The following is a 26,971-nucleotide window of genomic DNA, read 5'->3' as shown; positions in this document are numbered from 1 at the left end:
AGGCCCGCGCCTACTCTCACCGGTCGGCCACAACACACGGGCGGGGCGGGGGCCCTGCGGACCCCGGACCCGCCCTGCCAACGGCGCCCCGGGTGGGCTACCGGGGTCGGACTACTGCCGCTGGGCCCGGCGCCGGCGCGCCAGCAGCACGAGCACCGCTCCGAGCACGGTCAGCGTGCCCGCACCGGCCGCCAGCACCGGGATGCCCTCGTTGGCACCGGTGTTGGCCAGGTGCCCCGGTGCCGGAGCCGGCGGCGTCGCCGCCGGGGACGGCTGCACCGGCGGCCGGGTCTGCGCCGGCGTCGGCGTCGCGGTCGGCGTCGGCGTGGGACTCGGCGTCGGCGTCTCGGAAGGCGTCGACGTCGGCGTCGCCGTGGGCGTGGGCGTCGGGGTCGGGGTCGGGGTCGGGATCAGCCGGTTGACGGCCGTCACCTCGACTCCGGCCGCCAGGTTGTCGGCGTTGAGCACCAGCGGCCCGAACACCGTCTTCTCCGGCGGGGAGTAGCCCTCCGGCGGGCTCACCTCCTGCCAGTAGTACGTCCCCGCCACACCGCTGCCCTTGCAGAGGCCGTCGGCCCCGGTGGTGCAGGGATCGCCGACCGCCGTGTCGGGCTTCTCACCGCCGCTCTGAAACCCGTCGGTTCCGTTGGTCTCCTTCCAGAGCCGGAACTTCGCGCCCGCCAGCGGCTTGCCGTCCTGGTCGTGCTTGACCAGGCGCAGCTCGCCCTCCTGCTGCCGGAACCCGAAGTCGTAGGTGTGGTCGTTCTCGCCCGGGCCGCCGGTCGTCAGCGCGCGCTCGGCGTACTGCCCGCCCGCCGGAACGATGCCCTTCGAGTTGACGAAGGCGTTGTCGCCGACGTCCGCGGTGGTCGGCACCCACTGGTGGAGCGGGCCGCCCTTGGCGTAGTCGGCGGGGTTGTCCAGCCGGACGGTGTACTTCGTGCGCGGCTTGAGGCCGCCGGTGACGTTGCTGTCGTCGAAGTAGTACTCACCGCGGTCGGTGGTCCTGGTGGTGCCGACGAGCTTCCCCGCCTCGTCGTAGAGGTTCACGGTCGCCCCGGGCACGGGCTTCTGGCCCGGGAGCTGGAGACCGCTGCGCTCGGGGTCGTACCAGACCCGGTTGCCGATCTGGAGCGGGGCCTGGTCGCAGAGCACCTCCAGGTCGCCCATCGAGGCGCCCTTTCCGAACGGCGCCGCCTCGTCCTTCGGGGTCAGCCGGAAGCCGAACTTCGGGTCCTGCGCGCCGTTCCGCTGGAGGAACGACGTGCCGTAGCCGAGGGCGGTGTGGTTGGGGTCGAAGGCGGAGGTCGCGATGGTGCTCTCGGCCTTGGAGTTCGCCATGCCCGCGAAGGCCGTGTTGCGGTGGCCTCCCCAGCTGGTGTCGAAGAAGCGGGTGCCCCGGGGGGACAGTCCGCAGCCGTTGTTGGTGTCCAGCACGTAGGCGCCGTTCGCCAGGCAGGCCTTGTTCAGGTCACCGCCCGACATGACGGCGGAGTACGGGACACCGGACGGCGCGCGGTCGGCGAAGCGGTCGCGGAAGGCCAGCAGCATCGAGCCGTCGGTCTCGAACGCGATCTCGCCCAGCTCGGGTTCGGGCTGGGCGATCATGTTGGTGCCGCACGCGTTGCCGTTCTGCGAGGTCGGCCAGGTGTCGGTCCACGGGAACCAGGCCGCGCCGTCGCAGGGGCCGCCGCCGACGGTCGTCTGGCGCGGGTAGTCCAGCCGCTCGTTCAGGACGGCCGCCGAGAAGGCACCGGTGGCCAGGTCGAACGGCAGCACCACCGCCCGCATGTCGGACGCCTTGCCGGTCGACTGGCCCGAGCAGACACCGCCGAGGAAGCCGGTGCCGTCCTGCAGGCCGAGGCCGAAGGGACGCCAGTCCCCGGCCGCCGGGCAGCCCGGGTCCGGGATCGGGTAGACGGCCTTCGGCGCGGAGGCCGTCGGCACGGTGGCGTTGTAGCGGTAGAGCTTGCGGTCGTTGAGGTTGACGACGAACAGGTCCTGCCCGTCGTCGGTGACCTTGATGCCGCCGAGGCTCTCCTTGCCCGGCACCCCGATGAACCCGTCGTCGGTGCCGCCGCCGTGGCCGGTGGAACCGGCGTTCGGGACGGTGGTGAACAGCGTGGTCTGCTTCGAGGCCACGTCGGTCACGTAGATCCCGCCCTGGCCGCCGGGACCGTAGTCCGTGGCCCGCTTGGCGACCGCCGACGAGAACACCCGCCGGTCGGCCTTGTTCCAGGCGATGCCGTAGAGCGTGCCGGTCTCGGAGTTGGTGGCGAGGTTGGTGGCCTTGACGTCCACGCCCTCCTGGCCGCGCGCGCTGTACGGGAAGGAGACCAGCGTGCGCTGCGCCCCGCCCTCGCGCGTGGTGGGCTGGCAGGTCGTCACCAGGGGGGCGTTCTTCTGGCAGTAGTCACCGGGGTACCAGAGCCCGGTGGTGACCGCCACGTTCTTGCCGCCCGAGACGTCGACGAACTCCTCGTTGCTGCTGAGCTTGTTGGGCTCGCCGCCCAGGCCCTCGCGGGAGGCGAACGCCGGGTAGAGCGTGCCCGGCTTCGGATTCACCACCTGGACGCGGTACTTGCCGCCGGTGAGCTTGGTGCCCGGCACCAGCGTCACCGTGCCGTCCGCCGCCGTCGTGCCCTCGACGCCGGCGCCCGCGTCGTCGGTGAGGGTCACCTTGACGCCGGCCATCCCCGGCTCCAGGCCGGGCTTCCACAACCCGTCGGTGTCCACGGCCCGCACCACGCGGACCGTCACCGTCCCGTCGGCCGCCTGCGGGAACGCGGCCGGGGCGGCCAGCAGCGAGCACGCCCCGATTCCGAGGAGCAGCGCCGCGGCGCCCCCCACGGTGCGGCGGCCGGGCAGACCCGGCCGCCGCCGCTCCGGGCCGCGCGCGGCGGCGCCGGGTTCCTGATCACGTGTCGTTGTCATCCCTGCTCTCATGATGCGGTTGGGCCCCGCCGCCCCGACTCCGCTGCGGAGTCCGGGTGTGACGGAGAGCCGCCATTGTTAACGGGAGCTTAAAGGGACTTCACACAAGTTCGCAGGAAAACCAGGAACTTTGACGGCAGATCAGACGTTCCGACAGTCTGTGTGCCGATCTCCTCGCGCCGTGCCGTCAGCGCGGCGAGAGCAGCGCGAGATCCTCGCCGAACCCGGCCAGCACCCGGCCGTCCGGGGTGACGGCCAGGGCTGCGACGGGCTGGGGGAAGGCGAGTTCACCGGTCACGACCGGTTCACCGGACAGGTCCCAGACCTGGACACGGTGCCGGACGGCGAACAGGGCGACGGGCCGGCCGCCGACCGTGCCGGCGGCCGCGGCCGTCAGCCCGTCGGGCGCCGGCGCCGCCACGGCGGCGGGCAGGTCGTCCGCGGCGTCCCGCGCGACCGCCCCGGCGACCGGCGGCCCGGCCTCCGCGCCGGCGGCGAGGTCCCAGACCCGCTGCACCACGTTCTCGTAGGCGTCCACATGGCTCGCGACGGCGTACGCCCGGCCGTCGGCGAGCACCGTCCGGACAGCGGTCACGCCCTCCCACTCGTCCTGGTACGGCGCGGTGGAGAGCGGCGGGCCGACGGGCTCGCCGCTGTCGAGGTCCCACAGCCGCAGCACCTCGTCGTCGCCGCCGCTCACGGCCACCGGCCGGCCGTCGAGCACCATGCTCGCGAGCGCCCTGACGTGCGCCCGGTGGCCCGGCGCCCGCCGGTCGGCCGGTGCGGCGTCCGACAGCTCCCAGGCCCGGCCGCCCTCGCTCACCACCCAGCAACGGCCGTGCGCGGCGGCCGTGGTCAGTTCGCCCCAGCCGACGGGCAGGCGGTCCAGCCGGCGCAGCGGGTCGAGGCTCCACAGTTCGGCCTCCTCCAGCGGCTCGCCCACGTAGGGGTTGCTGCCGACGGTGAGCACCCGGGGGCGTCCGCCGACCTCGGCCACCGCCATCCGCCACAGGTCGCGGTCCTCGGCGCGGGCTTCGGCGAGGCGCTCGCCGGAGGTGAGGTCCCAGACGCCGACGGAGCCGCCGTAGCTGCCGGCGACCACCTGGGGGCGCCCGCCGGGCTCGGCCACCGCCCAGGCCTGGAGGTCGTCCTTCTCGAACGGCTCGATCTCCCGGACCGGTCGGCGCGTGGTCAGGTCCCAGAGCGTGAAGCGTTCCTCGTCGCAGCCCAGCACGTGCGGCCGGCCGTCGATGACGACCGTCACGACGGCGGACGGCGTGGGGTCGGGCTCGACGCCGGGGGCGGCGGCCAGGGTGCCCAGCGTCCCTCCCGTGAGGGGGTCGAGGAGGCGGGGCGCGGTGTACCCGTCGCAACGGACGGTGACCGGCCGGCCGTCGAGGACCGCGGTGCACTCCTCCCCCGGCGCGCGCCCGCCTGCCGCCGGGCGGAGCAGCGGGTCGCCGGTGGCCGGGTCGCGGAGCAGCAGCGCGCCGTCGGCGTCGCGGGTGAGTGCGGCCGGCCGGCCCTCGACGCCGACCAGCGGCGGCGGCCAGGCGCCGTCGGCGGCGCCGAGCGGGCCGAGGTAGGCGGGGTGGACGCCGGAGCCGGTGGCCCAGTCCACCCGCCACCGGGCGTCCGGGACCTGCTCGACGGCCGCCTCGGCCAGCCGCGCGGCGAGCGCCCGGTCGCCGAAGCGGGCCGCGTCCAGGGCCAGGATCTGCCGGCGGGTGGCGGCGTCGGCCGCGCCGTGCACCTCCAGGGACGCCCGGTACACGGCCGCCGCCAGCCGGGCGGCGGGCCCGGCCGCCGTGGCGAGCCGCGCCGCCACCTCGTGCGGATCCCCGGTCACCAGGAACCCCGGGTCCGTCACCTGCACTTCCTCCGGCGCCCGTTCGGCGCCCCCGAGATCCTCGACCATGGCCGGGACTGTAGCGGTACGGACCGACAACGGCGAGCGCCGTCCGGCGCCCGGGCCGTGGGCCGGAGGAAGGCGGTGGGACGGTCAGACGGTCATCGCGGTGGGCTGGGCGTCCGGGCGCATCGCGGCGTCGGTGCCGCCGTCGACGTACAGGGTGGCCCCGGTGGTGAAGCGGGCCTCGGGGCGCAGGAACTGGTGCACCCAGTAGGCGATGTCCTCGGGCCGGCCGAAGACGCCCAGCGGCATGGGGGTCGGGAAGGCGTCGACGTCGGCGTCCCGGGTCACGCCGGTGGAGCCGAGCATCAGCGGGGTGATCACCGCGCCGGGCGCGATGGCGTTGAGCAGCACGCCCTCGCGGGCCCACTCCGGGGCGACCGCCGTGCGGCGCACCCACCGGGCCAGGGCGAACTTCGAACTGGCGTAGGCGGAGAGGCCCGGCGACGACTCCCGCAGCTCGGCGGGGAGCGTCCCGGCGGTCGCCCGGGCGCGCTCGCGGGCCGCCTCCTCGTCGCCGGCCAGCAGCAGGCCGACCAGCGTGTCGTCGATCACCGGGACGGTGGTGGCGGAGTTGGAGCCGATCACCACGGCGCGCCCGGCCGCGGAACGGGCGAGCGCCGGGCGCAGGCCCTCCAGCAGCACGACGGGGCCGAAGTAGTTGATGGAGGCCACCGCGGCGGCGTCCTTCATCGCGGGGCCGACGCCGGCCACCGCGGCCACGCCGTCCAGGACGCCGCCGCAGGTGGCCAGGACCTCCTGGACGGCGGCCCGGCGGCCGTCCGCGGTGCCGAGGTCGGCGGTGATGTCGGCGTCGCGCAGATCCACGCCGATGACAGTGTGCCCGGCCTCCCGGAGGACGGCGGCGCTGGCCGCGCCCATTCCCGAAGCGGAGCCGGTGACAGCGTAAACACCCATGGTGCAGGCCTTTCCTCGATCACTGTGCGCGCAGGGCGCACGGACTGGCACGATCTCGTTCCCGACATCGGCCAATCGCGATTCAATCACTGATTGAATGGTAACCCCCTGCCGTGTGGTGCAATAGCGGCATGCCGGATGGACCAGACCAGAACCCGACCCAGGACCCCGCCACGCCCCAGGACCCCGCGACGACCCGGGACCGCCTGCTCGCGGCCGCGGAACGGCTCTTCCTCCAGCGCGGGGTGGGCCAGGTCTCGGTTCGGGCGGTCAACGCCGAGGCGGGCCTCAACCCCGGCGCGGTGCACTACCACTTCGGCTCCCGGGAGGGCCTGGTCGCGGCGCTGCTCGAACGCGCGCTGCTCCCGCTCTGGCAGGGCGGGCTGGAATCTGCCGTCCTGCGCCCCGGGAGCAGCGGGCCCGCGCAGGTGCGGGAGCTCGTCACGGCCGTCGTCGCGCCGTTCGAGGAGCTGGTGCGCACCGAGCGCGGCCGGATGCTCTGCCGGCTGTTGGCCCAGACCATGCTCACCAGTGAGCGGCCGGTCAACGGCCCGCCCTGGGCGGGCACCGCGCCGTTCGAGGTGGCCCTGGGCCGGGCGCTGCCCGAACTCTCCGTCCGTGAGATCACCGACCGCTGGCGGCTCTCGTTCACCGCGCTGCTGGAGGTCTACGGCCGCCCGCTCGCCGTGCACACGGCGACCTCCCCCGAGCCGCCCTTCCCGGAGTCGGCCACCGTGATCGAGTTCCTGACCGCCGGCCTCACCGCTCCACGGCCTGCCGGCTCCCTCGGGTGAAGGCGGCCACCGTCCGGCGCATCTCCCGGCCGGCCCCGAGACGTAGGGGTGCCGAAGGATCGTCATGACCGGCACCGCGAAGTACGGGCAGTCGGACCACTCGGCGGAGTCCGGGCCGACGGGGCGTCCCTGTAAGGCTCAGGGCCGTTCGGATTGACGATATGTCACCCCTTGGGGGTATGCCCGGAGTTCAGGCCCGGCACCCTTGACCGGTCGAATCCTTCCAGTAGTGTCGCCACCCGAACACACCGGGGAATCGGTTTCCCCACTGTTCAACCACGCGTTCCCGCTCACGATCCGGATCTATGGCTGGAGTTCAAGGCGATGACGGCGGCAACCGGAACCGGGATCGACCCCCGCTTTGCGTACCGTGTCTACCACGCGCTGCTCCGCACCGAGGACGGCCGCACCGATCCGGCGGGGGTCGCCCGCGGGCTCGGCGCCTGTTCGGACGACGTCCGGGAGGCCGTGGACTGGCTGGCCGGGCAGGGACTCCTCGACCGGGATCCGGACTCGCCCCTCGACCCGCCGCAGCGGGTGCTCAGACGGCTGGTCGCCGACCAGCAGGAACGGCTGGCCGAGTTCACCCGCGCGCAGGACCTCATCTCCGACCTGACCGACGGCCTGCTCTCCCCGCCGTCCGCCGCCGGGAGCAGCCCGGCCGTCGAGGTGGTCGAGTCGCGCGAGCAGCTGTGCCGCCGGCTCGGGGAGCTGCACTCGGCCAGCCGTTCGGAGGTGGCGGTGATGCTGCCGAGCGGGGCCGAGCGCGAGCCGTTCCAGACGGGTATCCGCGAGGACGTGGAGCTGCTGCGCCGGGGCGTGCACTACCGGCTGGTGGCACCGGCTTCGGCGCTGGGCAGTCCGGCCGTCCTGGAATACGTCGACGCGCTCCAGGAGGCGGGCGCCGAGGTGCGCACCGCCGAGTCGCTGCCGCTGCGGCTGGTCATCGTCGACGGGGAGAAGGTGGTCACGCGCTCACAGGTGGAGGGGCCGCGCCGCACGGTGGTGATCGACGGCGGGCTGCTGGCACAGCTGTTCACCCGGGTCTTCGAGCACAGCTGGTCGACGGCCGCGCCGTACACCCGGCGGCGCCGGGGCGGCGGTTCGGCGCCGGTGCTCTCCGACACCCACCGGCTGGTGCTGCGGATGATGGCGGTGGGGGCGACCGACAAGGCGATCGCCCGCCACCTCGGCTACTCGGACCGGACGGTGCGGCGCTTCGTCGCGGAGATCCTGCGGGTGCTGGAGACCGACAACCGGCTGACCGCGATGGTGCGGGCGACCCGGCTCGGGCTGCTGGAGCACGAGCCGCAGCGGGCGCCGGAGGTGGCGGCGCCCTGACCCGGGGCCGCAGCGGGACCCGGGGCCACAGCATGGCCCGGGGCTACAGCAGGCCGCGTTCGGAGGCGATCCGGGCGGCGTCGAAGCGGTTGCGCCCGTCGAGCTTGCGCATGGCGCCCGAGGTGACGTTGCGGACGGTGCCCGCGGCGAGGTAGAGCTCGCGGGCCACCTCCTTCACGGAGGCGCCGGTGGCGGTGAGCCGCAGGATCTCCCGTTCGCGCTCGCTCAGCACCTGCTCGGCGACGGCCGCCGGGGCGGCCGGCCCGAACGGCGGCCCGCCCTCCCCGGCCGCCGCTGCTCTGCCACCCACCGCTCCGCCTCCCACTGCTCCGTCTCCCACTGCTCTGCCACCGGCCGGTCTGCCGCCGGCGGCGGCGTCCCGGATGGCGTCGACCAGGCGCGGGATCTTCGTCTGCTTGGGGACGACTCCGAGCACGCCCGCCGACACCGCGCGGTCCACCAGCGTCCGGGTGGGCCGGGCCGTCATGATGACGATCCGGCAGTCGGGCAGCCGCCGGCCCAGTTCCCGTACCAGGCGGAAGCCGCCCTGCACGGTGCCCATCCCCAGGACCGCCACGTCCGGACGCCGGCGCACCGCGACCGGGACGATCATCGAACTGCGGCTCACCGCGCCGACGACCTCGAAGTCCTTCACGGAGGCCAGGACCTCGGCGATCGCGTCCAGGGGCAGGAGTTGCTCGTCGGCTACCAACACACGAATGGTCATCACTAGGTCTCCCCCGAGGGTCCCGTGAAACGGATTTCCTGGTGATCGTTCCGGCCGCAGGCCCAGTGTGCGGCCCGCCGTCGGCCCCGTCGACGGCTCCGGGCGTCCGGGTGCGGACATGGCCGCGGCAGGACCGCCGGAACCGGCGGGGCCGTTGGGTCTACGCGTGTCATTCGGTGACCCCTCAACCTATCCCGGCGACGGGGGCCGACCCGACGCCCTGGGGCAGGGACGTGACAAGTGTCAGTAGAAGCAGGTCAAAGCCTTGTCGCCGGGCGCCGCCGAGGACCACGATGCGCACTGGTGATCGACTGCCGCGCGGGGCCCGTCCGCCCCGCCCGGCCCATCCGCACCCGTCTGTCCGCACCCGTCCGCCGTCCCGACAGCCGCCTGCCCCGACACCCTCCACCGCCCGCGCGCCGCCCGTAGGACCCGACCCCTGCCCGCGCCGGCCGGTCCCCGTCCGCCCGCGCTCCTGTGCGCCCCCGGCCGGGCGCCGGACCGCGGCCGAAGCCCGCTCACCACGGATGCCAGAGGAAGAGGACATGCACACAGACCCTGTGGTCCAGGACCCGGCCCAGGCCCTGGCCGTCGTCGGCATGGCGGGACGGTTCCCCGACGCCCCCGACGTCGAGAGCTTCTGGCGGCTGATGACGGAGCGGCGCGACGCCATCCGCCCGGTGCCCGCCGCCCGGTGGGACGCCACCGCCCAGCTCGACCCGCAGCGCGAGATCCAGGCCGTCGGCGGATTCCTCGACGACGTCGACCTGTTCGACGCCACCTTCTTCGGCATCTCCCCGCGCGAGGCCGAGATGCTCGACCCCCAGCAGCGGCTGATGCTGGAGGCCGCCTGGCGCGCCCTGGAGGACGCCGGCACGCCCGCCCGGGCGCTGGCCGGCACCCGGACCGGCGTCTTCGTCGGCGCCGGCTGGCACGACTACGAGCACGTCGGCCGCAAGAGCGGCAGCGGCGTCACCCAGCACACCGCGCCCGGCTACGCGCTCGACATGATCGCCGCCCGGGTCTCCTACTTCCTCGGCCTGACCGGCCCCAGCCTGGTCGTCGAGACCGGCTGCTCCTCCGCCCTGGTCGCGGCGCACCTCGCCGCCCAGGCGCTGCGCGCCGGCGAGGTGGACGCGGCGATCATCGGCGGGGTCGCGCTGATGCTCGACCCGACCGCGTCGATCGGCCTCACCTACTTCGGCGGCCTCTCCCCCGACGGCCGCTGCAAGGCCTTCGGCGCCGGGGCGAACGGCTTCGTGCGCGGCGAGGGCGTCGGCGCGCTGTACGTGAAGACGCTCGCCCGGGCGCTCGCGGACGGCGACCGGATCCACGGCGTCATCGCCGGCACGGCGGTGAACAACGACGGCGGCGGGCAGAGCGTCGTCGCCCCCAGCCCGCTCGGCCAGGAGCGGCTGCTGCGCGACTCCTACCGGAACTGGGGCATCCCCGCCGACCGGGTCGCCTACCTGGAGGCGCACGGCACCGGCACCGCCGTCGGCGACCCGATCGAGGCCGGCGCCGTCGGCCGGGTCCTCGGGCAGGCCCGCAGCGCGGACACGGGGCCGCTGCCGATCGGCTCGGTGAAGACCAACATCGGCCACCTGGAGGCCGCCGCCGGCATCCCCGGGCTGTTCAAGGCGCTGCTGTCGCTGCGTCACGGCCTGGTGCCGCCGAGCCTGCACTCGGCCGAGCTCAACCCGGACATCCCGTTCGACGAGCTGAACCTGACGGTGGTCCGCGAGCCGCTGCCGCTGCCCGCCGACGAGCAGGTCTTCCTCGGCGTGAGCAGCTTCGGCTGGGGCGGCACCAACGCCCATGTGGTACTGACCGGGGCGCCGCGGACCGCCGCCGCACCGGCGCCCGCCGCCCGGGAACCCGCCGGCGCGGACCGGGACGGCGCGGTGCTGCTGCCGGTGTCGGCGCACAACGAGCAGGCCTTCGCCCGGCGCGCCCGCGAGCTGGGCGAGGTGCTGGCCTCCGGCGCCGCCGCGCTCCCGGCGCTCGCCGGCACGCTGGCCTGGCAGCGCGACCAGTTCCCGGTCCGGGCGGCCGTCACCGCCGCCGGCGCCGCCGAGGCGGCCGAGGTCCTGGAGCGGCTGGCCGCCGACCCGGCTGCCGACGGCGGGGCCGGGGTGCTCACCGGGCGCGCCGCGCCGCGCGGGCGCACCGCCTTCGTCTTCCCCGGCCAGGGCTCCCAGTGGCACGCCATGGGCCGTGAACTGCTGGCCTCGGACCCGCTGTTCGCCGCCGTGATCCGCCGCTGCGCGAAGGCCCTGGAGCCGTACACCGACTGGGACCTGGTGGAGGTCGTCTCCGGCGCGGCCGGCGAGGAGTGGCTGTCGCGGATCGACATGCTCCAGCCGACCCTGTGGGCGGTCTCGCTGGGCCTGTGCGAGGTGTGGCGGGCGGCCGGCGTGCGGCCGGACGTGGTGGTCGGCCACAGCCAGGGCGAGGTCACCGCGGCCACCGCGGCGGGCATCCTCTCCTACGAGGACGGCGCGATGGTGGTCGCCCGGCGCAGCGCGATCGCCCGGCGCACCTCGGGCAGGGGCCGGATGCTGGCGGTGGACCTCTCGCTGGACGCCGCGAAGGCGGCGCTGTCCGGCTTCGAGGAGGGCGTCTCGCTGGCCGTGAACAACGGGCCGAACAGCTGCGTGCTCTCCGGGGACACCGAACTGGTGCTGGCGCTCAAGGAGTTGCTGGAGGCCGAGGGCACCTTCTGCCGGCTGGTCAACGTCGACTACGCCTCGCACAGCCCGCAGATGGACGAGCTGGAGGAGGACCTGCTGGCGGCGCTGCGCACGGTGCGCCCGGGCCCGGGGACCGTCGAGCTGATGTCGACGGTGCGGGTGGCCCCGCTGGAGGGGCCGGAGCTGGACGCCCGGTACTGGGTGGACAACCTGCGCCGCCCGGTGATGTTCGCCGACGCCATGGAGCGGCTGTTCGACACCGGGGTCACCCATGTGGTGGAGATCAGCCCGCACCCGGTGCTCACCCCGGCGCTGGAGCAGCTGGCCGCGCAGCGGCCGCTCCCGCCGCAGGTGCTGTCGACGCTGCGGCGCGACCAGGGCTCGCCGGCCATGGTGCGCGAGTCGCTGGCCCGGGCGTACGTGAGCGGCCTGGAGCCGTTCGGCGCGCTGCCCCGGAACGCCTGGGCGCCGGTGCCGCCGTACCCGTGGCAGCGCACCGCGCACTGGGTGGAGCCGGCCCGCCGGCGCACCGCGGGCGGCGCCGGGGAGGCGCTGCGGCTGGTGCCGTCGGTGACCGAGCACGGTGCCTGGACGGGCACGCTGGAGCTGGCCCCGGCGGACCTGCCCTGGGTGCGCGACCACCGGGTGTACGACGCGGTGGTACTGCCCGGCACCGCGATGCTGGAGCTGGCGCTGCGCACGGCGCTGGCCCGCACCGGCGGGGCGCACCGCACGCTCGCCGACGTCGGCCTGCACAGCCACCTCACCCTCGCCGAGGAGCCGGTGACGGTGGCGCTGGGCTGGCGGGACGACGTCACCGGCGGCGGCAGCTTCACGCTGTCCTCGCTGGAGCCGGGCGCGCAGGGCTGGGTGCGGCACGCCTCGGCGCGGGTGCTGGCGGAGGACACCGCGCCCGCCCTGCCGTCCTTCCCCGAGCGGCTGCTCGGCCTGGAGGCGGCCCCGGCCGGGGCGTTCTACGCGGACTGCGCGGCGCGCGGGCTGAACTACGGTCCGGCGTTCCAGGGCGTGCTGGGGCTGCGCGCGGAGGCGGCGCAGTGCCTGGCCGAGGTGCGGCTGCCGGACGGGCTGCTGGTCTCCGGCCATCCGCACCGGCTGCACCCGGCGCTGTGGGACGCGGCTCTGCAGGCGTCGATCCCGCTGTTCCCGGGCGAGGAGGCGGCGGTGCCGGTCGGGGTGGACCGGATCCATCTGCACCAGGACCTGGCGGAGCCGGTCACCGCGCTGTGGTCGCACGCGGTGCGCCGGGCGGGCGGCGAGGAGGTCGACCTGTTCCTGTTCGACGCCGCGCGGCGGCCGGTGCTGAGCCTGCTGGGGCTGCGGATGCGGGCGCTGGCGGCCTCGGCGGACCCGGGTGCGGCGGACGCCGAGCGGATCCACCGGCTGGAGTTCCGGCCGCAGGCCCTTCCGGAGGGCGAGGAGGGCGAGGAGCGTCAGGAGCGCGGCGAGGCGCCCGGCCGGTGGGCGGTGTGCGCGGCGGACGCGGTGGGCGGCCCGGCCGCCCGGGCGAGGGCCGGCGAGCTGGCCGAGGCGCTGGGCGCGACCGGTGCCACCGCACTGGCCCGGGTGGCCGACGGCGCGGCGGCGGAGCGCGGCGAGGCCTGGGAGGAGCGGCTGGCCTCGGTCGACGGGCTGAGCGGCGTGGTGTTCGTGGCGCCGCGCGCGGACACCGGGCCCGCCGCCCAGCGCGCGGGCCTGGTGGCGCTGGCCGCGCTGGTGCGCGCCTGCGCGACCCGTCCGCGGGTGCCCCGGCTGGCCGTGGTGACCGCCGACGCGCAGCCGCCGGCGTCGGCGGCCGGCGAGGTGGACCCGGGCGCGGCCCTCTACTGGGGCTTCGGGCGGGTGCTGCGCCGTGAGCACCCCGAGCTGCGGCCGGTGCTGGTGGACGTGGCGGGCGCGGACCCGGGCTGGGCGGCGCGGTGTGCCGCCGAACTGGCCGCCGGGGACGGCGCGGACCAGGTGGTGCTGCGCGGCCGCGATCGGCTGGTCGGCCGGCTGGTACGCGGCGCGGCGGCGGCGGACGACCCGGCGGAGCCGGCCCGGCCTGCCTGGCGGTCCACGGGACCGCAGCCGCTGCGGCTCGCCCCGGACCGTCAGGGCACCTGGGACGGCCTGGCGTTCCGCCCGCTGGAGCGGCGGGCGCCCGGCGCCGGGGAGATCGAGATCGCGGTGGGTTCGGCCGCGCTGAACTTCATCGACGTGATGAAGGTGATGGGCAGCTACCCCGACCCGTCGGCCGACCCCCGGCTGCTCGGCCTGGACGGCGCGGGCGTGGTGACCAGGACCGGGGAGGGCGTCACCCGCTTCGCCCCCGGGGACCGGGTGGTCGCCTGCACCGGCGGCGGCGCGCTGGCCAGCCACTGGACGGTGCTCGCCGACCACGCGCAGCACATCCCGGCGCAGATGTCCGACGAGGAGGCGGCGGCGTTCCCGGCGGTGACCATCACCGCCTGGTACGGGCTGCGGCACCTGGCCGCGCTGGCGCCGGGCGAGACGGTGCTGGTCCACTCGGCGGCCGGCGGGCTGGGCCTGGCGGCGATCGAGGTGGCCCGGCTGCTGGGCGCCGAGGTGCTGGCCACGGCGGGCAGCGAGGAGAAGCGCGCCCATCTGCGCGGGCTCGGCGTCCGGCACGTCTTCGACTCCCGGGACCTCTCCTGGGCGCGGCTGGTGCGCGGGGCGACCGGGGGACGCGGGGTGGACGTCGTCCTCAACTCGCTGACCGGCGCGGCGATCCCGCTGGGCCTGGAGGTGCTGGCGGAGGGCGGCCGGTTCGTCGAGGTGGGCAAGGCCGACATCCACGGCGGGCGCACGCTGGGCCTGGAGGCGTTCCGCAAGGGCGTCTCGCTGGCCTCGCTGGACCTCGCGGGGGTGATCGCCCGCCGTCCGGCGCTGTTCACCAGGCTGTTCGCCGAGGTGTGGGAGCGGGTCGAGCAGGGCGGGCTGCGGCCGCTGCCGGTGCTGCGCCGGCCGTTCGCGCGGGCCGTCGAGGCGATGCGGGAGATGGCGCGCGGCAACCACATCGGCAAGTTCGTGCTGTCCGACCCGGCGACGGTCGGCGAGGTGGTGCCGGAGCCGCTGCGGGACGGCCGGTTCCGGGGCGACGGCAGCTATCTGATCACCGGTGGCCTCGGCGCGCTCGGCCTGTCGCTGGCGGAGTTCATGGCCGGGCGGGGCGCGGGCCGGCTGGCGCTGGTCGGGCGCTCGGCGCCGGGCGAGGACGCGGTGGCGCGGATCGGGGCGATGCGGGCGCGCGGCGTGGTGGTGGAGACCTTCGCGGCGGACGTCGCCGACCCCGCGGCGGTGCGCCGGGTGCGCGAGCAGCTGCCGCCGCTGCGCGGCGTGGTGCACGCGGCCGGCCTGCTGGACGACGCGACCGTGCTCAACCTGACGCCGGAGCAGCTGCACCGGGTGCTGGCGCCCAAGGTGGACGGCGCGGTGAACCTGGACGAGGCGACCGGCAACGACCCGCTGGACTTCTTCCTGCTGTTCTCCTCGGCGGCGGCGCTGTTCGGCAACGCCGGGCAGGCGGCCTACGCGGCGGGCAACGCCTTCATGGACGCGCTGGCGGTCTCCCGGCGGCGGCGCGGGCGGCCCGCGCTGAGCGTGCAGTGGGGGCCGTTCACCGACGTCGGCCTGGCCGCCGCGGAGGACAACCGCGGCGCCCGGCTGGCGGAGCGCGGCATGGCCGGCTTCACCACCGAGGAGGCCTGGCGGGCGCTGGAGGGCTTCCTGGGCGCTGACGAGCAGGTGGTCGCCTATGCGCCGATCGACCTGCGGCAGTACCTGGAGGCCTACCCGGACGCCGTGACGCTGGAGAGCTGGAGCGCGCTGCGCGAGCTGGCCCGGCACGGGGGCGGCGGCAGCAGCGCGGGCGCGGCCTTCCTCACCGAGTTGCGGGCCGCGCCGCAGGAGCGGTGGCCGGAGCTGCTGGAGGCCAGGGTGCGGGAGCTGGCCGGCCGGGTGCTGCGGCTGGACAGCGGCGCGGTCGACCGGGACACCCCGTTCAAGGCGCTCGGGCTGGACTCGCTGATGGGCCTGGAGCTGCGCAACCGGCTGGAGGCGGCGTTCGGGCTTCGGCTGTCGCCGACCCTGCTGTGGACGTACGGCACGCCCCGGGCGCTGTCCGCCGTCCTGGCGGAGCGGCTGCTCGGCGAGGAGCCGGGCGAGGGAGCCGCCGAGGCGGCCACGGACGGCGAGGGCTGAGCGCGATGACCGATCAGCAGACGACGACACAGCGGACGGCGGAGCAGCGGACGACGGAGCAGCGGACCACCGCCGCGCCCACCCCGCTGACCAGGGCGCTGGACACCGTCCGCAGGCTGCGGGCGCAGCTGGAAGCCGCGAGCGGCACCGGCGCGCTGGCCGTGGTCGGCATCGGCCTGCGGCTGCCGGGCGGCATCGCCGACCTGGACGGCTACTGGGCCGCGCTGGCCGGCGGACGGGACCTCACCGGCCCGCTGCCGGCCGGGCGGCGCGGGCCGTTCGCCGCCGAGTGGGAGGGGCTGCCGCACACCGGCGGCTTCCTGGACGAGGTGATGGACTTCGACGCGGAGTTCTTCGGCATGGCGCCCGAGGAGGCGCGCGGGACCGACCCGCAGCAGCGGCTGCTGCTGGAGGTCGCCTGGGAGGCCCTGGAGAACGCGGCGCTGCCGCCGGACCGGCTGGACGCGGCCCGCACCGGGCTGTTCGTCGGGATCACCGGGCAGGAGTACTGGGACTGGCACCAGGGCGAGTTGGACACCCACTGGGCGGGCGGCAACGGCCACTGCTTCACGGTCGGGCGCGTCGCGTACGCGCTGGGGCTGGCCGGGCCGGCGATCACGGTGGACACCGCGTGCTCGTCCTCGCTGGTCTCGGTGCACCTGGCACGGCAGGCGCTGGCCCGCCGGGAGTGCGACGTGGCGCTGGCCGGCGGGGTGAACCTGGTGCTGTCGCCGCGCGCCACCCGGCTGCACCGGCTGGCGGGCACGCTGTCGCCGGACGGGCGGTGCAGCCCGTTCGACGCCCGGGCGAACGGCTTCACCCGGGGCGAGGGCTGCGGCGTGCTGGTGCTCAAGCGGCTGGAGGACGCGCGGCGCGACGGCGACCGGGTGCACGCGGTGGTGCACGGCTCGGCGGTGAACCAGACCGGCCGCTCGACCGGCTTCACGGCGCCCAATGTGCTCTCCGAGGTGGCGCTGACCGGGGCGGTGCTGGCGGACGCCGGGCTCTCCCCCGCCGACATCGGCCTGGTGGAGGCGCACGGGACGGGCACCTCGCTCGGGGACACCATCGAGATGGAGGCGATCGCCGCCGCGCTGGGCCGCCGCAACGGCGGGGCGGAGCTGGCGGTCGGCTCGGTCAAGGGCAATCTGGGGCACCCGGAGTCCGCGGCCGGGGTGATCGGTCTGATCAAGGCGGTGCTCTGCCTGCGACGGCGCGAGGTGCCGCCACTGGTCCACTTCGCCGCTCTCAACCCGCTGATCGACCTGGACGGCACCGGCATCACCCTGCCGTCCGCGTTGCGGCCCTGGCCGGAGCGTGCCGGGCGGCACGCGCTGGTCAGCGCCTTCGGCATGGGCGGCACCAACGCCCAGGTGGTGCTCGGCGCGGCCGGGTCCGACAGCGCCGCCCCGGCCGGGGCGGCCGACGGCTTCGAGCTGTCCGCCCGCACCCCGGAGGCGCTGAGCGCGCTGGCGGGCGCCCTGCACGGCCGGCTGGCCGGGCTGGCGGAGGCGGACTACCCGGCGTTCGCGTACACGGTGGAGGCCGGGCGGGCCCGGCACCGGCTGCGGGCCCGGATCACGGCCGCCGACCGGGCCGCCGCGCTGCGGGCGCTGCGCGGGCTGGCCGAGGGCGGCACACCGCCCGGGGTGGTGGTCGCCGAGCGGGGGTGCGACGAGGAGGGCGTCGACCCGGCGCTGCCCAGGGCCGTCCTGGACCTGCCGAACTACCCCTGGCAGCGCCGCCGTTACGCCCCCGAGCCGACCGGTTCGGCTCCGCCGCCCGCGCCTGTGGCGACGACGGGCGACGCAGCGGGCGACGCGACGGGCGAATCCCGGCTCGCCCTGTTCGCGCTGGAGTGGGCCGCCGCCGAGGACGGCGCCGCCGCTCCCCCGGCCGGTGCCCCCGGACGGTGGCTGCTGTTCGCCGACCGCACCGGAGTCACCTCGGCGCTGGGCGCCGAGCTGGTCGCCCGGCGCGGCAGCTGGGTGACCGTCACCCCCGGCGACCGCTCCCGCCGGCTGGACCCGCTGCGCTTCGAACTCGACCCGCGCCGCCCCGAGGACCTCACCGCCCTGCTCAAGGAGCTGCGCGCGGCGGGCGACGAGCCGTGGGCCGGGGTGGTCCACGCCTGGGGCCTGGACGCCGCCCCCGGCCCCCGGCCGGACGGCGCCGCGCCGCTCCCGCTCACCGAGCAGCACGAGCAGGCCGTGCGCCCGGCCCTCCGACTGGTCCGCGAACTGGCCGACGAGGGCCTGCCCGGCAGCCCGCGCCTCACCCTGCTGACCCGGGGCGCGCAGCGGGTCGGCGAGCGGGACCCCGCGCCCGACCCGGCCCAGGCGCTGCTCTGGGGCCCGGCCGCGGACGGGCCCGGCGCGCCCCGCCCGCTGGTCGTCGACCTCGACCCGGACCGGGCCGGGGACGACGCCGCCCAGCTGCTGGACGTCCTGCTGCGCCCCGCCGGGGAACCGGCGTCCGCACTGCGCGGCCCGGCCCGGTACGTCCCGGTGCGGGTGCCGCAGGACTCCGCGGACGGCACCGAAGCCGGCTGGCAGCGGCGGCCGTTCGACCCCGGGCTGGACACCAACCACCGCATCCTGGCGGTCCGCCCAGGGCTGCTGGAGAGCCTGACGCCGACCCGCTGGGAGCGCATCGCGCCCGGCCCCGGGCAGGTGGAGATCGAGATCGCGGCGGCCGGGCTGAACTTCAGCGACGTGCTCAAGGCGATGGGCGCCTACCCGGGCGCCACCGGGAGCGCCCCGCTGGGCGTGGAGTGCGCGGGCCGGGTCAGCGCGGTCGGCGCGGGCGTCGACCGCTTCCGCGTCGGGGACCGGGTGATGGCCGTGGTGCCGTCCGCGCTGGCGGCGTACGCCACCACCGAGGCGCACCTGGTGGCGCCCCGGCCCGCGGCACTGGACGACGAGCAGGCGGCGGCCGTGCCGGTCGCCTTCCTCACCGCCGTCTACGGCCTCGACCACCTGGCCCGGCTGGGGGCGGGCGAGACGGTGCTGATCCACTCGGCGAGCGGCGGGGTGGGCCTGGCCGCGCTCGCGGTCGCCCGGCGCCGCGGGGCGCGGGTGTTCGCCACCGCCGGGACGCCGGAGAAGCGCCGCTTCCTGCGCGCACTAGGCGGCGTGGAACGGGTGATGGACTCGCGCTCGACGGCCTTCGCCGACGAGGTCGCCGAGGCCACCGCCGGGCGCGGCGTCGACGTGGTGCTCAACTCGCTGACAGGGGAGGCGCTTCTGCGCGGGCTGGCGCTGCTGGCGCCGGGCGGGCGGTTCGTCGAGCTGGGCAAGCGCGACGTCTTCGACGACAACCCCGTCGGCCTCGGCCACCTCAAGGGGAACCGGGCGCTGTTCGCGGTCGACCTCGACCACGCCTTCCACGCGCGGCCGCAGCTGCTCGCCGAGCTGTTCGCGGAGGTGGTGCGGGGCTTCGACGACGGGGAGTTCGGGCCGCTGCCGGTCACCGTGCACCCGTTCGGCGAGGCCCGGGAGGCGTTCGCCGCGATGGCGCAGGCCCGTCACCTCGGGAAGCTGGTGCTGCGGCCGGAGCCGGCGCCGGAGATCGCGGTGCCGCCGACCCCGGCGGTGGTCCGGGCGGGCCGGGCCGGCTACCTGGTGACCGGCGGGACGACGCCCGCCGCGCTGGCCGCGGCCGGCCGGCTGGCGGAGTTGGGCGCGCGCCGGATCGCCCTGGTCCGCTCCCCCGGCGCCGACGCCGGCCGGGCCGCCCAGGCGGTGGCCGGGCTGCGCGCCCGGGGTGTGGAGGTCGCGCTGCCGGTCGCCGACCTGGCTCGGCCCGGGGAGGCCGCCGCGCTGCTGGCCGGACTTGACGCGGCCGGGGTGGTGCACCTCGCGAGCGGCCCGGAGGACGGCGCCGCCGAGGACGATCCGCTGGGCGCCTCGGCGGCCCGGGCCGCCGAGGCCTGGCAGCTCCACCTCGCTTCGAGCGAACGGGAGCTGGACTTCTTCGTGCTGTGCGACCCGGCCACCGGGGCGGGCCGCGGGACCGCGCTCGGCGCCTGCCTGGACGCGCTCGCCGCGCACCGCCGGGCGCTCGGGCTGCCCGCGCTGAGCGTGGACGGCGAGGGCCTCGGCTCGCTCGCCCGGCTGCTGGGCAGCCCGGCCGTGATCGTCCGGGCCGCGGCGGCCGGTCCCGGCGCGCCGGGCACCGGGTCCGACGGCGGGGCGGCGGTCCGCGCCCGGCTGCTGGCGGTGGAGCCGGGCCGGCGCCGCCGGGCGCTGCTGGTGGCGCACTGCCGGGAGCTGGCGGCCCGGGTGCTCGACGGCCCCGGCGCGGACGCCGCCGCGATCGACGGTTCGGCGCCGCTGGCCGGCCTCGGCTTCGACTCCATGCGCACCCTGGAGCTGCGCTCGCGGCTCGAACTGTCGCTCGGCGTGCCGCTGCCCGCGACGCTCGGGTGGCAGTACCCGACGCTGGACGCGCTGGTGCCCTTCCTCGCCGAGCGGATGGGCATCCCGTTGGAGGCCGACCCGGTCGTGCCCGCCACGCCCGCCCCGCCCGCCACGGCGGCCCCGACCGACCTCGACGGGCTCTCGGAGAGCGAGCTCGAAGCCCTCCTCCTCGCCCGGACCGAGCAGTTCGACGCCGAAGCCCGCACCGAGGCCGAAGCCCGCACCGACGCCGATCCGACCGACGCCGCTCCGACCGACCGGGGACAGGGACGATGACCACACGCGAGGAATCCACCGGAACCGTCACCGGCACCGCCGCACCCGACGACCGGTCGGCGTCCATGGCCGCGATGAAGCGCGCCTATCTGACGATGGAGCGGATGCAGCACCGCATCGACGCCTACGAGCGGGCCCGCACCGAGCCGGTCGCCGTCATCGGCGTCGGCTGCCGCTTCCCCGGCGGGGTGGGCGACCCGGACGCGTACTGGGAGCTGCTGGCCTCCGGCACCGACGCGATCGGCGAGATCCCGGCCGACCGCTGGGACGTCGACGCGTTCTACGACGAGCGCCCGCGCACCCCGGGCAGGCACAGCACCCGCTGGGGCGGCTTCCTGGACCGGATCGACCGCTTCGACCACGAGTTCTTCGGCATCTCCCGCCGCGAGGCGGTCTCCATGGACCCGCAGCAGCGCCTGGTCCTGGAGGTCGCCTGGGAGGCCCTGGAGGACGCCGGGCAGGCCCCGCACGCGCTGGCCGGCAGCCGCACCGGGGTGTTCCTCGGCATCTGCAGCAACGACTACGCGGGGCTGCTGTTCCGCGAGCCCGCCGACATCACCGCCCATGCCGGCACCGGGGTCGCCCACAGCATCGCCAGCGGCCGGCTCTCCTACCTGCTGGACCTGCGCGGGCCGAGCGTCTCGGTGGACACCGCGTGCTCCTCCTCACTGGTCGCGGTCCACCAGGCGTGCCAGAACCTGCGCCTGGGCGAGTGCGACCTGGCGATGGCCGGCGGCGTCAACGCGGTGGTCTCCCCCGACGCGGCGATCTCCTTCTCGCAGTTCCCCGAGATGCTCGCCGACGACGGCCGCTGCAAGACCTTCGACGCCGCGGCCAACGGGTTCGTGCGCAGCGAGGGCTGCGGCGTGGTGGTGCTCAAGCGGCTCTCCGACGCGCGGCGCGACGGCGACCGGGTGCTCGCGGTGATCCGCGGCTCGGCCGTCAACCAGGACGGGCGCAGTTCCGGCCTGACCGCGCCGAACGGGGCCGCGCAGCGGGAGGTGTTCCGCGCCGCGCTGGCCGCCGCCGGGGTACGACCGGAGCAGGTCGGCTACATCGAGACGCACGGCGCGGGCACCAAGCTGGGCGACCCGATCGAGGTGGCGGCGCTGGCCGAGGTCTACGGCCGCGCGGAGGGCGAGCCGCTCCACCTGGGCGCGGTGAAGACCAACCTCGGCCATCTGGAGGCGGCGGCCGGCATCGCCGGGCTGATCAAGGCCGTGCTCTGCGTGGAGCGCGGGCTGATCCCGCCGAACCTGCACTTCGGCGAGCTGAACCCGCACATCTCCTTCGACGGGACCGGCTTCCGGGTGCCGACCGGCCTCACCCCGTGGCCGGAGGGGGCCCGGCGGCGGGTGGCGGGGGTGAGCAGCTTCGGTTTCAGCGGCACCAACGCGCACCTGATCGTGGAGCAGGCGCCGGAGCGCCCGGCGGCGGAGCCGGACGGCGCCCGCCCGCTCTCCGTGCTGGCGCTGTCGGCGAAGAGCGGCGGCGCGCTGCTCAAGCTGGCCCGCCGCTACCAGGACCGGCTGGCGGCGGCCGGTCCGCAGGCCGCGCCGGACCTGTGCTACTCCGCCAACACCGGCCGCTCGCACTTCCCGCACCGGCTCGCCGCGGTGGGCGCCACCGCCGGGGAGATCGCGGACCGGCTGGCGGACTTCGTCCGGGACGGCCCCGGCGAGGGGCTGCACCTGGGCACGGCCCGGGGCGACGGGCGGGGCGCCACCGCCGAGCCGGTCTTCCTCTTCACCGGCCAGGGCCCGCAACGCGCCGGCATGGCACGGCAGTTGTTCGAGACCCAGCCGTCCTTCCGGCGCACCCTGGAGCGCTGCGAGGAGATCCTGCGGGACGTCCTGCCGACGCCGCTGCTCTCCGCCGTGTACCCCGCCGCGGCGGCCGACGGCGAGCTGATCAACACCATGGAGTACGCCCAGCCCGGCCTGTTCGCCGTGGAGTACGCGCTGGCCGAGCTGTGGCGCTCCTGGGGCGTGGAGCCGGCCGCCGTGGTCGGGCACAGCCTCGGCGAGTACACCGCCGCCTGCTTCGCGGGCGCGATGCCGCTGGAGGACGGCCTGCGGCTGGTCGCCGAGCGAGGGCGGCTGCTCCAGCGGCTCGCCGGGTCCGGGGCGATGGCCGCGGTCTGCGCCCCGGCGGAGGAGGTCGCCGCCGAACTCGCCGGCCACGACGCCGCCCTGGTCTCGGTGGCCGCCGTGAACGGCCCGGCGAACACCACCGTCTCCGGGGTGCGGGAGGTCGTCGACGCGGTCTGCGCGGCGTTCACCGCGCGCGGTGCCGAGGTGCGCCGGCTGCGGATCTCCACCTCCTCGCACTCCCCGCTGGTGGAACCGGTGCTGGAGCCGCTGCGGGCGGCCCTGGAGAAGGTCTCCTTCGGTGCGCCGCGGCTGCCGCTGGTGTCCAATCTGACCGGCCGGGCCTGGCCGTGGGACCGGCCGCTGGACACCGGGTACTGGCTGGACCACGCCCGGCAGCCGGTGCTCTTCGCCGACGGGGTGCGCTCGCTGTACGGGCTGGGCCACCGCACCTTCCTGGAGGTCGGCCCGGCACCGACCCTGCTGGGACTGGTCCGCGAGGTGCTGACCGGCGACGACGTGCTGATGCTGCCCAGTCTGCGGCCCACGTACGACGACTGGGGGATCCTGCTGGGCAGCCTCGGCCGGCTGTACGCCGAGGGGGCGGAGGTCGACTGGGCCGCGTTCGACCGCGACTACGCGCGGACCCGCGCGCCGCTGCCGCACTACCCGTTCGCCGCCACCCGCTGCTGGCACGAGCCGAGCGGCGGGACCACCCCGGTCCGCCGGGTCCGTGACGAACCCGCGACCCGGCGGGAGCGTCCGGAGCGGATCCCCGGGCGAGCGGAGCGGGCCGAACGGCGGCAGGACCCGCCCGGCGCCCCCGGCCGCGCCGCCGCGAGCGCGCTGCCCACCGCCGAGGAGCTGCTGCGCGCCCCCGCCGAGGAGCGCGCCGAGGCCGTGGTGGCCGGGCTCTCCGCCGCGGTGCGCACCGCGCTCGGCTCGCGCGCGGCCACCGTGGACGCCGACGCGCCGCTGTCCGGCCTCGGGCTGGACTCGCTGATGGCCGTCGAGCTGCGCAACGAGATCCAGGGCCGGCTCGGGGTCAAGGTCACGGTGGCCGACTTCCTCAAGGGCGCGTCCGTGCGCAGCCTCGCCGAGCAGGTGGCCGGCGAGCTGGCGGCCGGCCCGGCGCCGGAGCGGGGCGGGGACACCGCGACGATCCGCCGGGTGGCCCGCGCGGCCGACCGGGACGCCGAACTGCTCGCCCTGCTGGACCAGGTGACCGGGGAGAAGGAGCGGGCCGATGGCTGAGCTCGACGAGCGACTCGCCGCCCTGACCCCGGAGCAGCGGGCGCGCCTGGAGCAGCTGCTGGCCGGGAGGCGGGGCACGGCTGCCGAGGACGTCTTCCCGCTCTCGGTCTTCCAGCAGGGCATGTGGTTCCTGGAGCAGGTCCGCCCCGACAACCCGGCGTACGTGGTGCCGGGCGCGGTGCGGGTGCGCGGCCCGGTGGACGCCGCGGTCCTGCGCGCCGCGTTCGCCGAGGTCCTCCGCCGGCACGAGGCACTGCGCACCGGCTTCGGTCTGCTCGAGGGCCGCCCGGTCCAGCTGGTGCGGCCGGCTGCGGCGCCGGAGCTGCCCGAGGTCGACCTGCGGGACGCCGGGCTGACGGCCGACGAACTGGAGGCGCGGATCACCGAGGCGGCGATCGGCGAGCCGTTCGACCTGGAGGCCGGGAGGCCGGTGCGGCTGACCCTGCTGCGCACGGCCGAGGACGAGTCGGTGCTGGTCCTGGCGCTGCACCACCTGGTCTCCGACCGCTGGTCGTTCTGGGTGCTGCTGTCCGAGCTCGCCGCCCTGTACGCGGCGTTCGCCGAGGGCCTGCCCTCGCCCCTGCCGGAACTCCCGGTGCAGTACGCCGACTTCGCGGCCTGGCAGCGCGGGCAGCAGGAACAGGGCCGCTGGGCCGAGCAGTTGGCGTACTGGCGGGAGCGGCTGGCCGGGGCGCCGGCCGCGCTGGAGCTGCCGACGGACCGGCCGCGGCCCGCCGTGCAGGGCTTCCGGGGCGGGGCGCTGCCGTTCGAGCTGCCGGAGCCGCTGATGCGGGAGCTCTCGGCGCTGGCCCACCGGCGCGGCGCGACCACCTACATGGCGCTGCTGGCGGTCTTCACCGTGCTGCTCGCCCGCTGCAGCCGGCAGCGGGACGTGGTGGTGGGCGTGCCGACCGCCGTCCGTGACCGGCCCGAACTGGAGCCGCTGATCGGCTACTTCGTCAACACCCTGCCGATCCGCACCCGGCTGCACGGCGAGCCGTCGTTCACCGAGGTGCTGGAACGGGTCCGCGCCGCCTGCCTGGGCGCCTACGAGCACCAGGAGGTGCCGTTCGAGCTGGTCGTCGGGGAGCTGGACACGGCCCGTGACCTCAGCCGGCCGCCGGTGTACCAGGTGAGCTTCGCCTACGGCCGGGAGGCGGTGCCGGACCTCGCCCTGGCCGGCGCGAAGCTGGAGCAGGTGCTGGTGCGCAGCGGCGGCGCCCGCTTCGACCTGGAGTTGCAGGCCTTCGACCGGGACGGCGGGCTGAGCGGCTGGTTCGAGTACGACCGCGACCTGTTCGACGAGTCCACCGTCGCCCGGCTGGCCGCGCACTTCCGCCGGCTGGCCGAGCAGGCGGTGGCCGCCCCGGACCGGCCGGTCGACGAGCTGGAGCTGCTGACGGAGGGCGAACGGCGCCGCGTCGTCGAGGAGTTCAACGCCACCGCCAGGGAGTGGCCGGCCGGGGCGGGCTGGATCCACCAGGCCTTCGAGGAGCGGGCGCGGCTGCACCCGGAGGCGGAGGCGCTGCGCTTCGAGGGGCGTTCGGTCGGCTACCGGGAGCTGAACCGGCGGGCCAACCGGCTGGCGCACCGGCTGCGCGGTCTCGGGGTGGGCCGGGACGTCGTGGTGGGCGTCGCCATGGAGCGCTCGCCGGAGCTGGTGGTGGCGCTGCTGGCGGTGCTCAAGGCGGGCGGCGCCTATCTTCCGCTGGACCTGGAGCTGCCGGCGGCCCGGCTGGAGCACATGGCGCGCGACGCCCGGGTGCCGGTGCTGCTGACGCGGCGCGGGGTGCCGGCGGGGCTGCCGGAGACCGGGGCCGAGGTGCTGGGCGTGGAGGAGTTCGAGGCCGCGCCGGGCGGCCTTCCGGACACCGCCCCGGAGGTCGGGGTCGGCGGCGAGGACCTCGCCTACGTCATCTACACCTCCGGCTCGACCGGGACGCCCAAGGGCGTGATGAACGTGCACGCGGCGATCCGCAACCGGCTGCTGTGGATGCAGGACGCCTACCGGCTGGACGCCACCGACCGGGTGCTGCAGAAGACGCCGTTCTCCTTCGACGTGTCGGTCTGGGAGTTCTTCTGGCCGCTGGCCGCCGGCGCCACCCTGGTGCTGGCCCGCCCGGGCGGCCACCGGGACCCCGGCTACCTGGCCCGGACGATCCGGGCCGAGCGGATCACCACGGTGCACTTCGTGCCGTCGATGCTCCAGCTCTTCCTCCAGGAGGAGGTGGAGGAGTGCACCGGCCTGCGCCGGGTGGTGTGCAGCGGCGAGGCGCTGCCGCGCGACCTCCAGGACCGCTTCCTGGCCCGCTCCGGGGCACGGCTGTACAACCTGTACGGTCCGACCGAGGCCGCCGTCGACGTCACCCACTGGACCTGCCGCCCGGACGGCGACCCGCTGCGCCCGGTGCCGATCGGCCGGCCGATCGCCAACACCCGTATCCATGTGCTGGACGGGGCCGGGCGCCCGGTGCCGGTCGGGGTGCCCGGGGAGCTGTACATCGGCGGCCGGGGCCTGGCCCGCGGCTACCTCAACCGGCCGGAGCTGACCGCCGAGCGTTTCGTGCCGGACCCGTTCGGCCCCGACCCGGCGGCGCGGCTGTACCGGACCGGGGACCTCGCGCGGTTCCGTGAGGACGGCGCGGTGGAGTTCCTGGGCCGCCTCGACCACCAGGTGAAGCTGCGCGGCCTGCGGATCGAGCCGGGCGAGATCGAGGCGGCGCTCACCGCGCACCCCGGGGTGCGCGAGGCGGTGGTGACGGCCCGCGAGCGGCGGGCCGGGGACGTGCGGCTGGTCGCCCATCTGACGGCGGCCGGCGGGGGCGAGCCGCCCGGGACCGCCGAGCTGGCCGCCCATCTGCGCGGGCGGCTGCCCGAGTACATGGTGCCCGGCGCGTTCGCGGTGCTGGACGCCCTGCCGCTCACCCCGAGCGGCAAGGTGGACCGGGCCGCGCTGCCCGAACCGGACGACGGGCGCTCACCGGCGGCGGCGCCGTTCACCGCGCCCGGCGCGGGACTCGAACGCACGCTCGCCGGGCTCTGGCGCAAGGTGCTGGGGATCGAGCGGGTCGGCGCCCACGACAACTTCTTCGACCTGGGCGGGCACTCCCTGCTGATGGCCGAACTGCGCTCGCTGCTCGCCGCGGACACCGGGCACCGGGTGTCGATGGTCGAGCTGTTCCAGCACCCGACGGTGGCCTCGCTGGCCGCCCACCTGGCCCGGTCCGCGGAGGAGCCGGCGGCGGCCCCCGGATCGGAGGCGCGCGAACGCGCGGAGCACCGACGCCGGGCCGGTGCCCGGCGGCAACGGGCGGCCGCGCGCCGCGCCCGGCCCTGAGGCAGCGATGAGCCCGAGAGCGATGAGCCCGGACAGCGATGTGAGAGAGCGAC

General features: G+C 76.3%; 10 protein-coding genes. 6 read left to right on the top strand and 4 right to left on the bottom strand.

Features of this window, described 5'->3' with window-relative positions:
• Window positions 1–111 precede the first annotated feature (111 nt).
• The 3 genes from ACFU74_RS05730 to ACFU74_RS05720 all read right to left on the bottom strand — a co-directional run bounded on the left by ACFU74_RS05730 (window position 112) and on the right by ACFU74_RS05720 (window position 5,764).
• Window positions 112–2,934 carry an SdrD B-like domain-containing protein gene (locus tag ACFU74_RS05730; protein ID WP_380752267.1) on the bottom strand — a complete coding sequence of 941 codons (2,823 nt, stop codon included), beginning with the start codon at window positions 2,932–2,934 and terminating at the stop codon, window positions 112–114.
• Window positions 2,935–3,121: 187 nt separating this feature from the next.
• Window positions 3,122–4,852: a WD40 repeat domain-containing protein gene (locus tag ACFU74_RS05725; protein ID WP_380752264.1), complete on the bottom strand. Its 1,731-nt coding sequence runs from the start codon at window positions 4,850–4,852 to the stop codon at window positions 3,122–3,124.
• Between the two features lie 84 nt (window positions 4,853–4,936).
• Entirely contained in the window at window positions 4,937–5,764 is an 828-nt protein-coding gene (locus ACFU74_RS05720) for an SDR family oxidoreductase (RefSeq protein WP_380752261.1), read from the bottom strand.
• Between the two features lie 131 nt (window positions 5,765–5,895).
• Here ACFU74_RS05720 and ACFU74_RS05715 point away from each other — a divergent pair, with 131 nt between their 5' ends.
• Window positions 5,896–6,558: a TetR/AcrR family transcriptional regulator gene (locus ACFU74_RS05715; protein ID WP_380752258.1), complete on the top strand. Its 663-nt coding sequence runs from the start codon at window positions 5,896–5,898 to the stop codon at window positions 6,556–6,558.
• A gap of 324 nt (window positions 6,559–6,882) precedes the next feature.
• A complete protein-coding gene (locus ACFU74_RS05710) occupies window positions 6,883–7,899 on the top strand; it encodes a LuxR C-terminal-related transcriptional regulator (RefSeq protein WP_380752255.1) in 1,017 nt (338 codons plus the stop codon).
• Window positions 7,900–7,942: 43 nt separating this feature from the next.
• Here the strand turns inward: ACFU74_RS05710 and ACFU74_RS05705 are convergent, their stop codons facing one another.
• The gene (locus ACFU74_RS05705) at window positions 7,943–8,626 is read right to left on the bottom strand and encodes a DNA-binding response regulator (protein ID WP_380752252.1); all 684 of its coding nucleotides are present in this window, start codon (window positions 8,624–8,626) and stop codon (window positions 7,943–7,945) included.
• Between the two features lie 545 nt (window positions 8,627–9,171).
• On the opposite strand from ACFU74_RS05705, the gene ACFU74_RS05700 reads away from it, so the two are divergent.
• Genes ACFU74_RS05700 through ACFU74_RS05685 form a run of 4 tightly spaced genes read left to right on the top strand, consistent with a single transcriptional unit; the run spans window position 9,172 to window position 26,918 of the window.
• Window positions 9,172–15,540: an SDR family NAD(P)-dependent oxidoreductase gene (locus ACFU74_RS05700; protein ID WP_380752249.1), complete on the top strand. Its 6,369-nt coding sequence runs from the start codon at window positions 9,172–9,174 to the stop codon at window positions 15,538–15,540.
• Window positions 15,541–15,545: 5 nt separating this feature from the next.
• Window positions 15,546–20,237, top strand: a complete 4,692-nt coding sequence (locus tag ACFU74_RS05695; RefSeq protein WP_380752246.1) for a beta-ketoacyl synthase N-terminal-like domain-containing protein — start codon at window positions 15,546–15,548, stop codon at window positions 20,235–20,237.
• Complete coding sequence (locus ACFU74_RS05690; protein ID WP_380752243.1) at window positions 20,234–23,581, top strand: type I polyketide synthase; 3,348 nt, start codon at window positions 20,234–20,236, stop codon at window positions 23,579–23,581. Before ACFU74_RS05695 ends, ACFU74_RS05690 begins: the two co-directional genes overlap by 4 nt.
• Complete coding sequence (locus ACFU74_RS05685; protein ID WP_380752240.1) at window positions 23,574–26,918, top strand: amino acid adenylation domain-containing protein; 3,345 nt, start codon at window positions 23,574–23,576, stop codon at window positions 26,916–26,918. Before ACFU74_RS05690 ends, ACFU74_RS05685 begins: the two co-directional genes overlap by 8 nt.
• Window positions 26,919–26,971: the final 53 nt, after the last annotated feature.

This window comes from Kitasatospora sp. NPDC057500 (assembly GCF_042802195.1).
GTDB lineage: Bacteria > Actinomycetota > Actinomycetes > Streptomycetales > Streptomycetaceae > Kitasatospora.
This window is presented reverse-complemented; position numbering and strand designations above follow the sequence as displayed.

Coding starts and splice junctions, on each gene's coding strand:
- ACFU74_RS05730 (WP_380752267.1), bottom strand. CDS start 2,934: ATGACAACGACACGTGATCAGGAACCCGGCGCCGCCGCGCGCGGCCCG.
- ACFU74_RS05725 (WP_380752264.1), bottom strand. CDS start 4,852: ATGGTCGAGGATCTCGGGGGCGCCGAACGGGCGCCGGAGGAAGTGCAG.
- ACFU74_RS05720 (WP_380752261.1), bottom strand. CDS start 5,764: ATGGGTGTTTACGCTGTCACCGGCTCCGCTTCGGGAATGGGCGCGGCC.
- ACFU74_RS05715 (WP_380752258.1), top strand. CDS start 5,896: ATGCCGGATGGACCAGACCAGAACCCGACCCAGGACCCCGCCACGCCC.
- ACFU74_RS05710 (WP_380752255.1), top strand. CDS start 6,883: ATGACGGCGGCAACCGGAACCGGGATCGACCCCCGCTTTGCGTACCGT.
- ACFU74_RS05705 (WP_380752252.1), bottom strand. CDS start 8,626: ATGACCATTCGTGTGTTGGTAGCCGACGAGCAACTCCTGCCCCTGGAC.
- ACFU74_RS05700 (WP_380752249.1), top strand. CDS start 9,172: ATGCACACAGACCCTGTGGTCCAGGACCCGGCCCAGGCCCTGGCCGTC.
- ACFU74_RS05695 (WP_380752246.1), top strand. CDS start 15,546: ATGACCGATCAGCAGACGACGACACAGCGGACGGCGGAGCAGCGGACG.
- ACFU74_RS05690 (WP_380752243.1), top strand. CDS start 20,234: ATGACCACACGCGAGGAATCCACCGGAACCGTCACCGGCACCGCCGCA.
- ACFU74_RS05685 (WP_380752240.1), top strand. CDS start 23,574: ATGGCTGAGCTCGACGAGCGACTCGCCGCCCTGACCCCGGAGCAGCGG.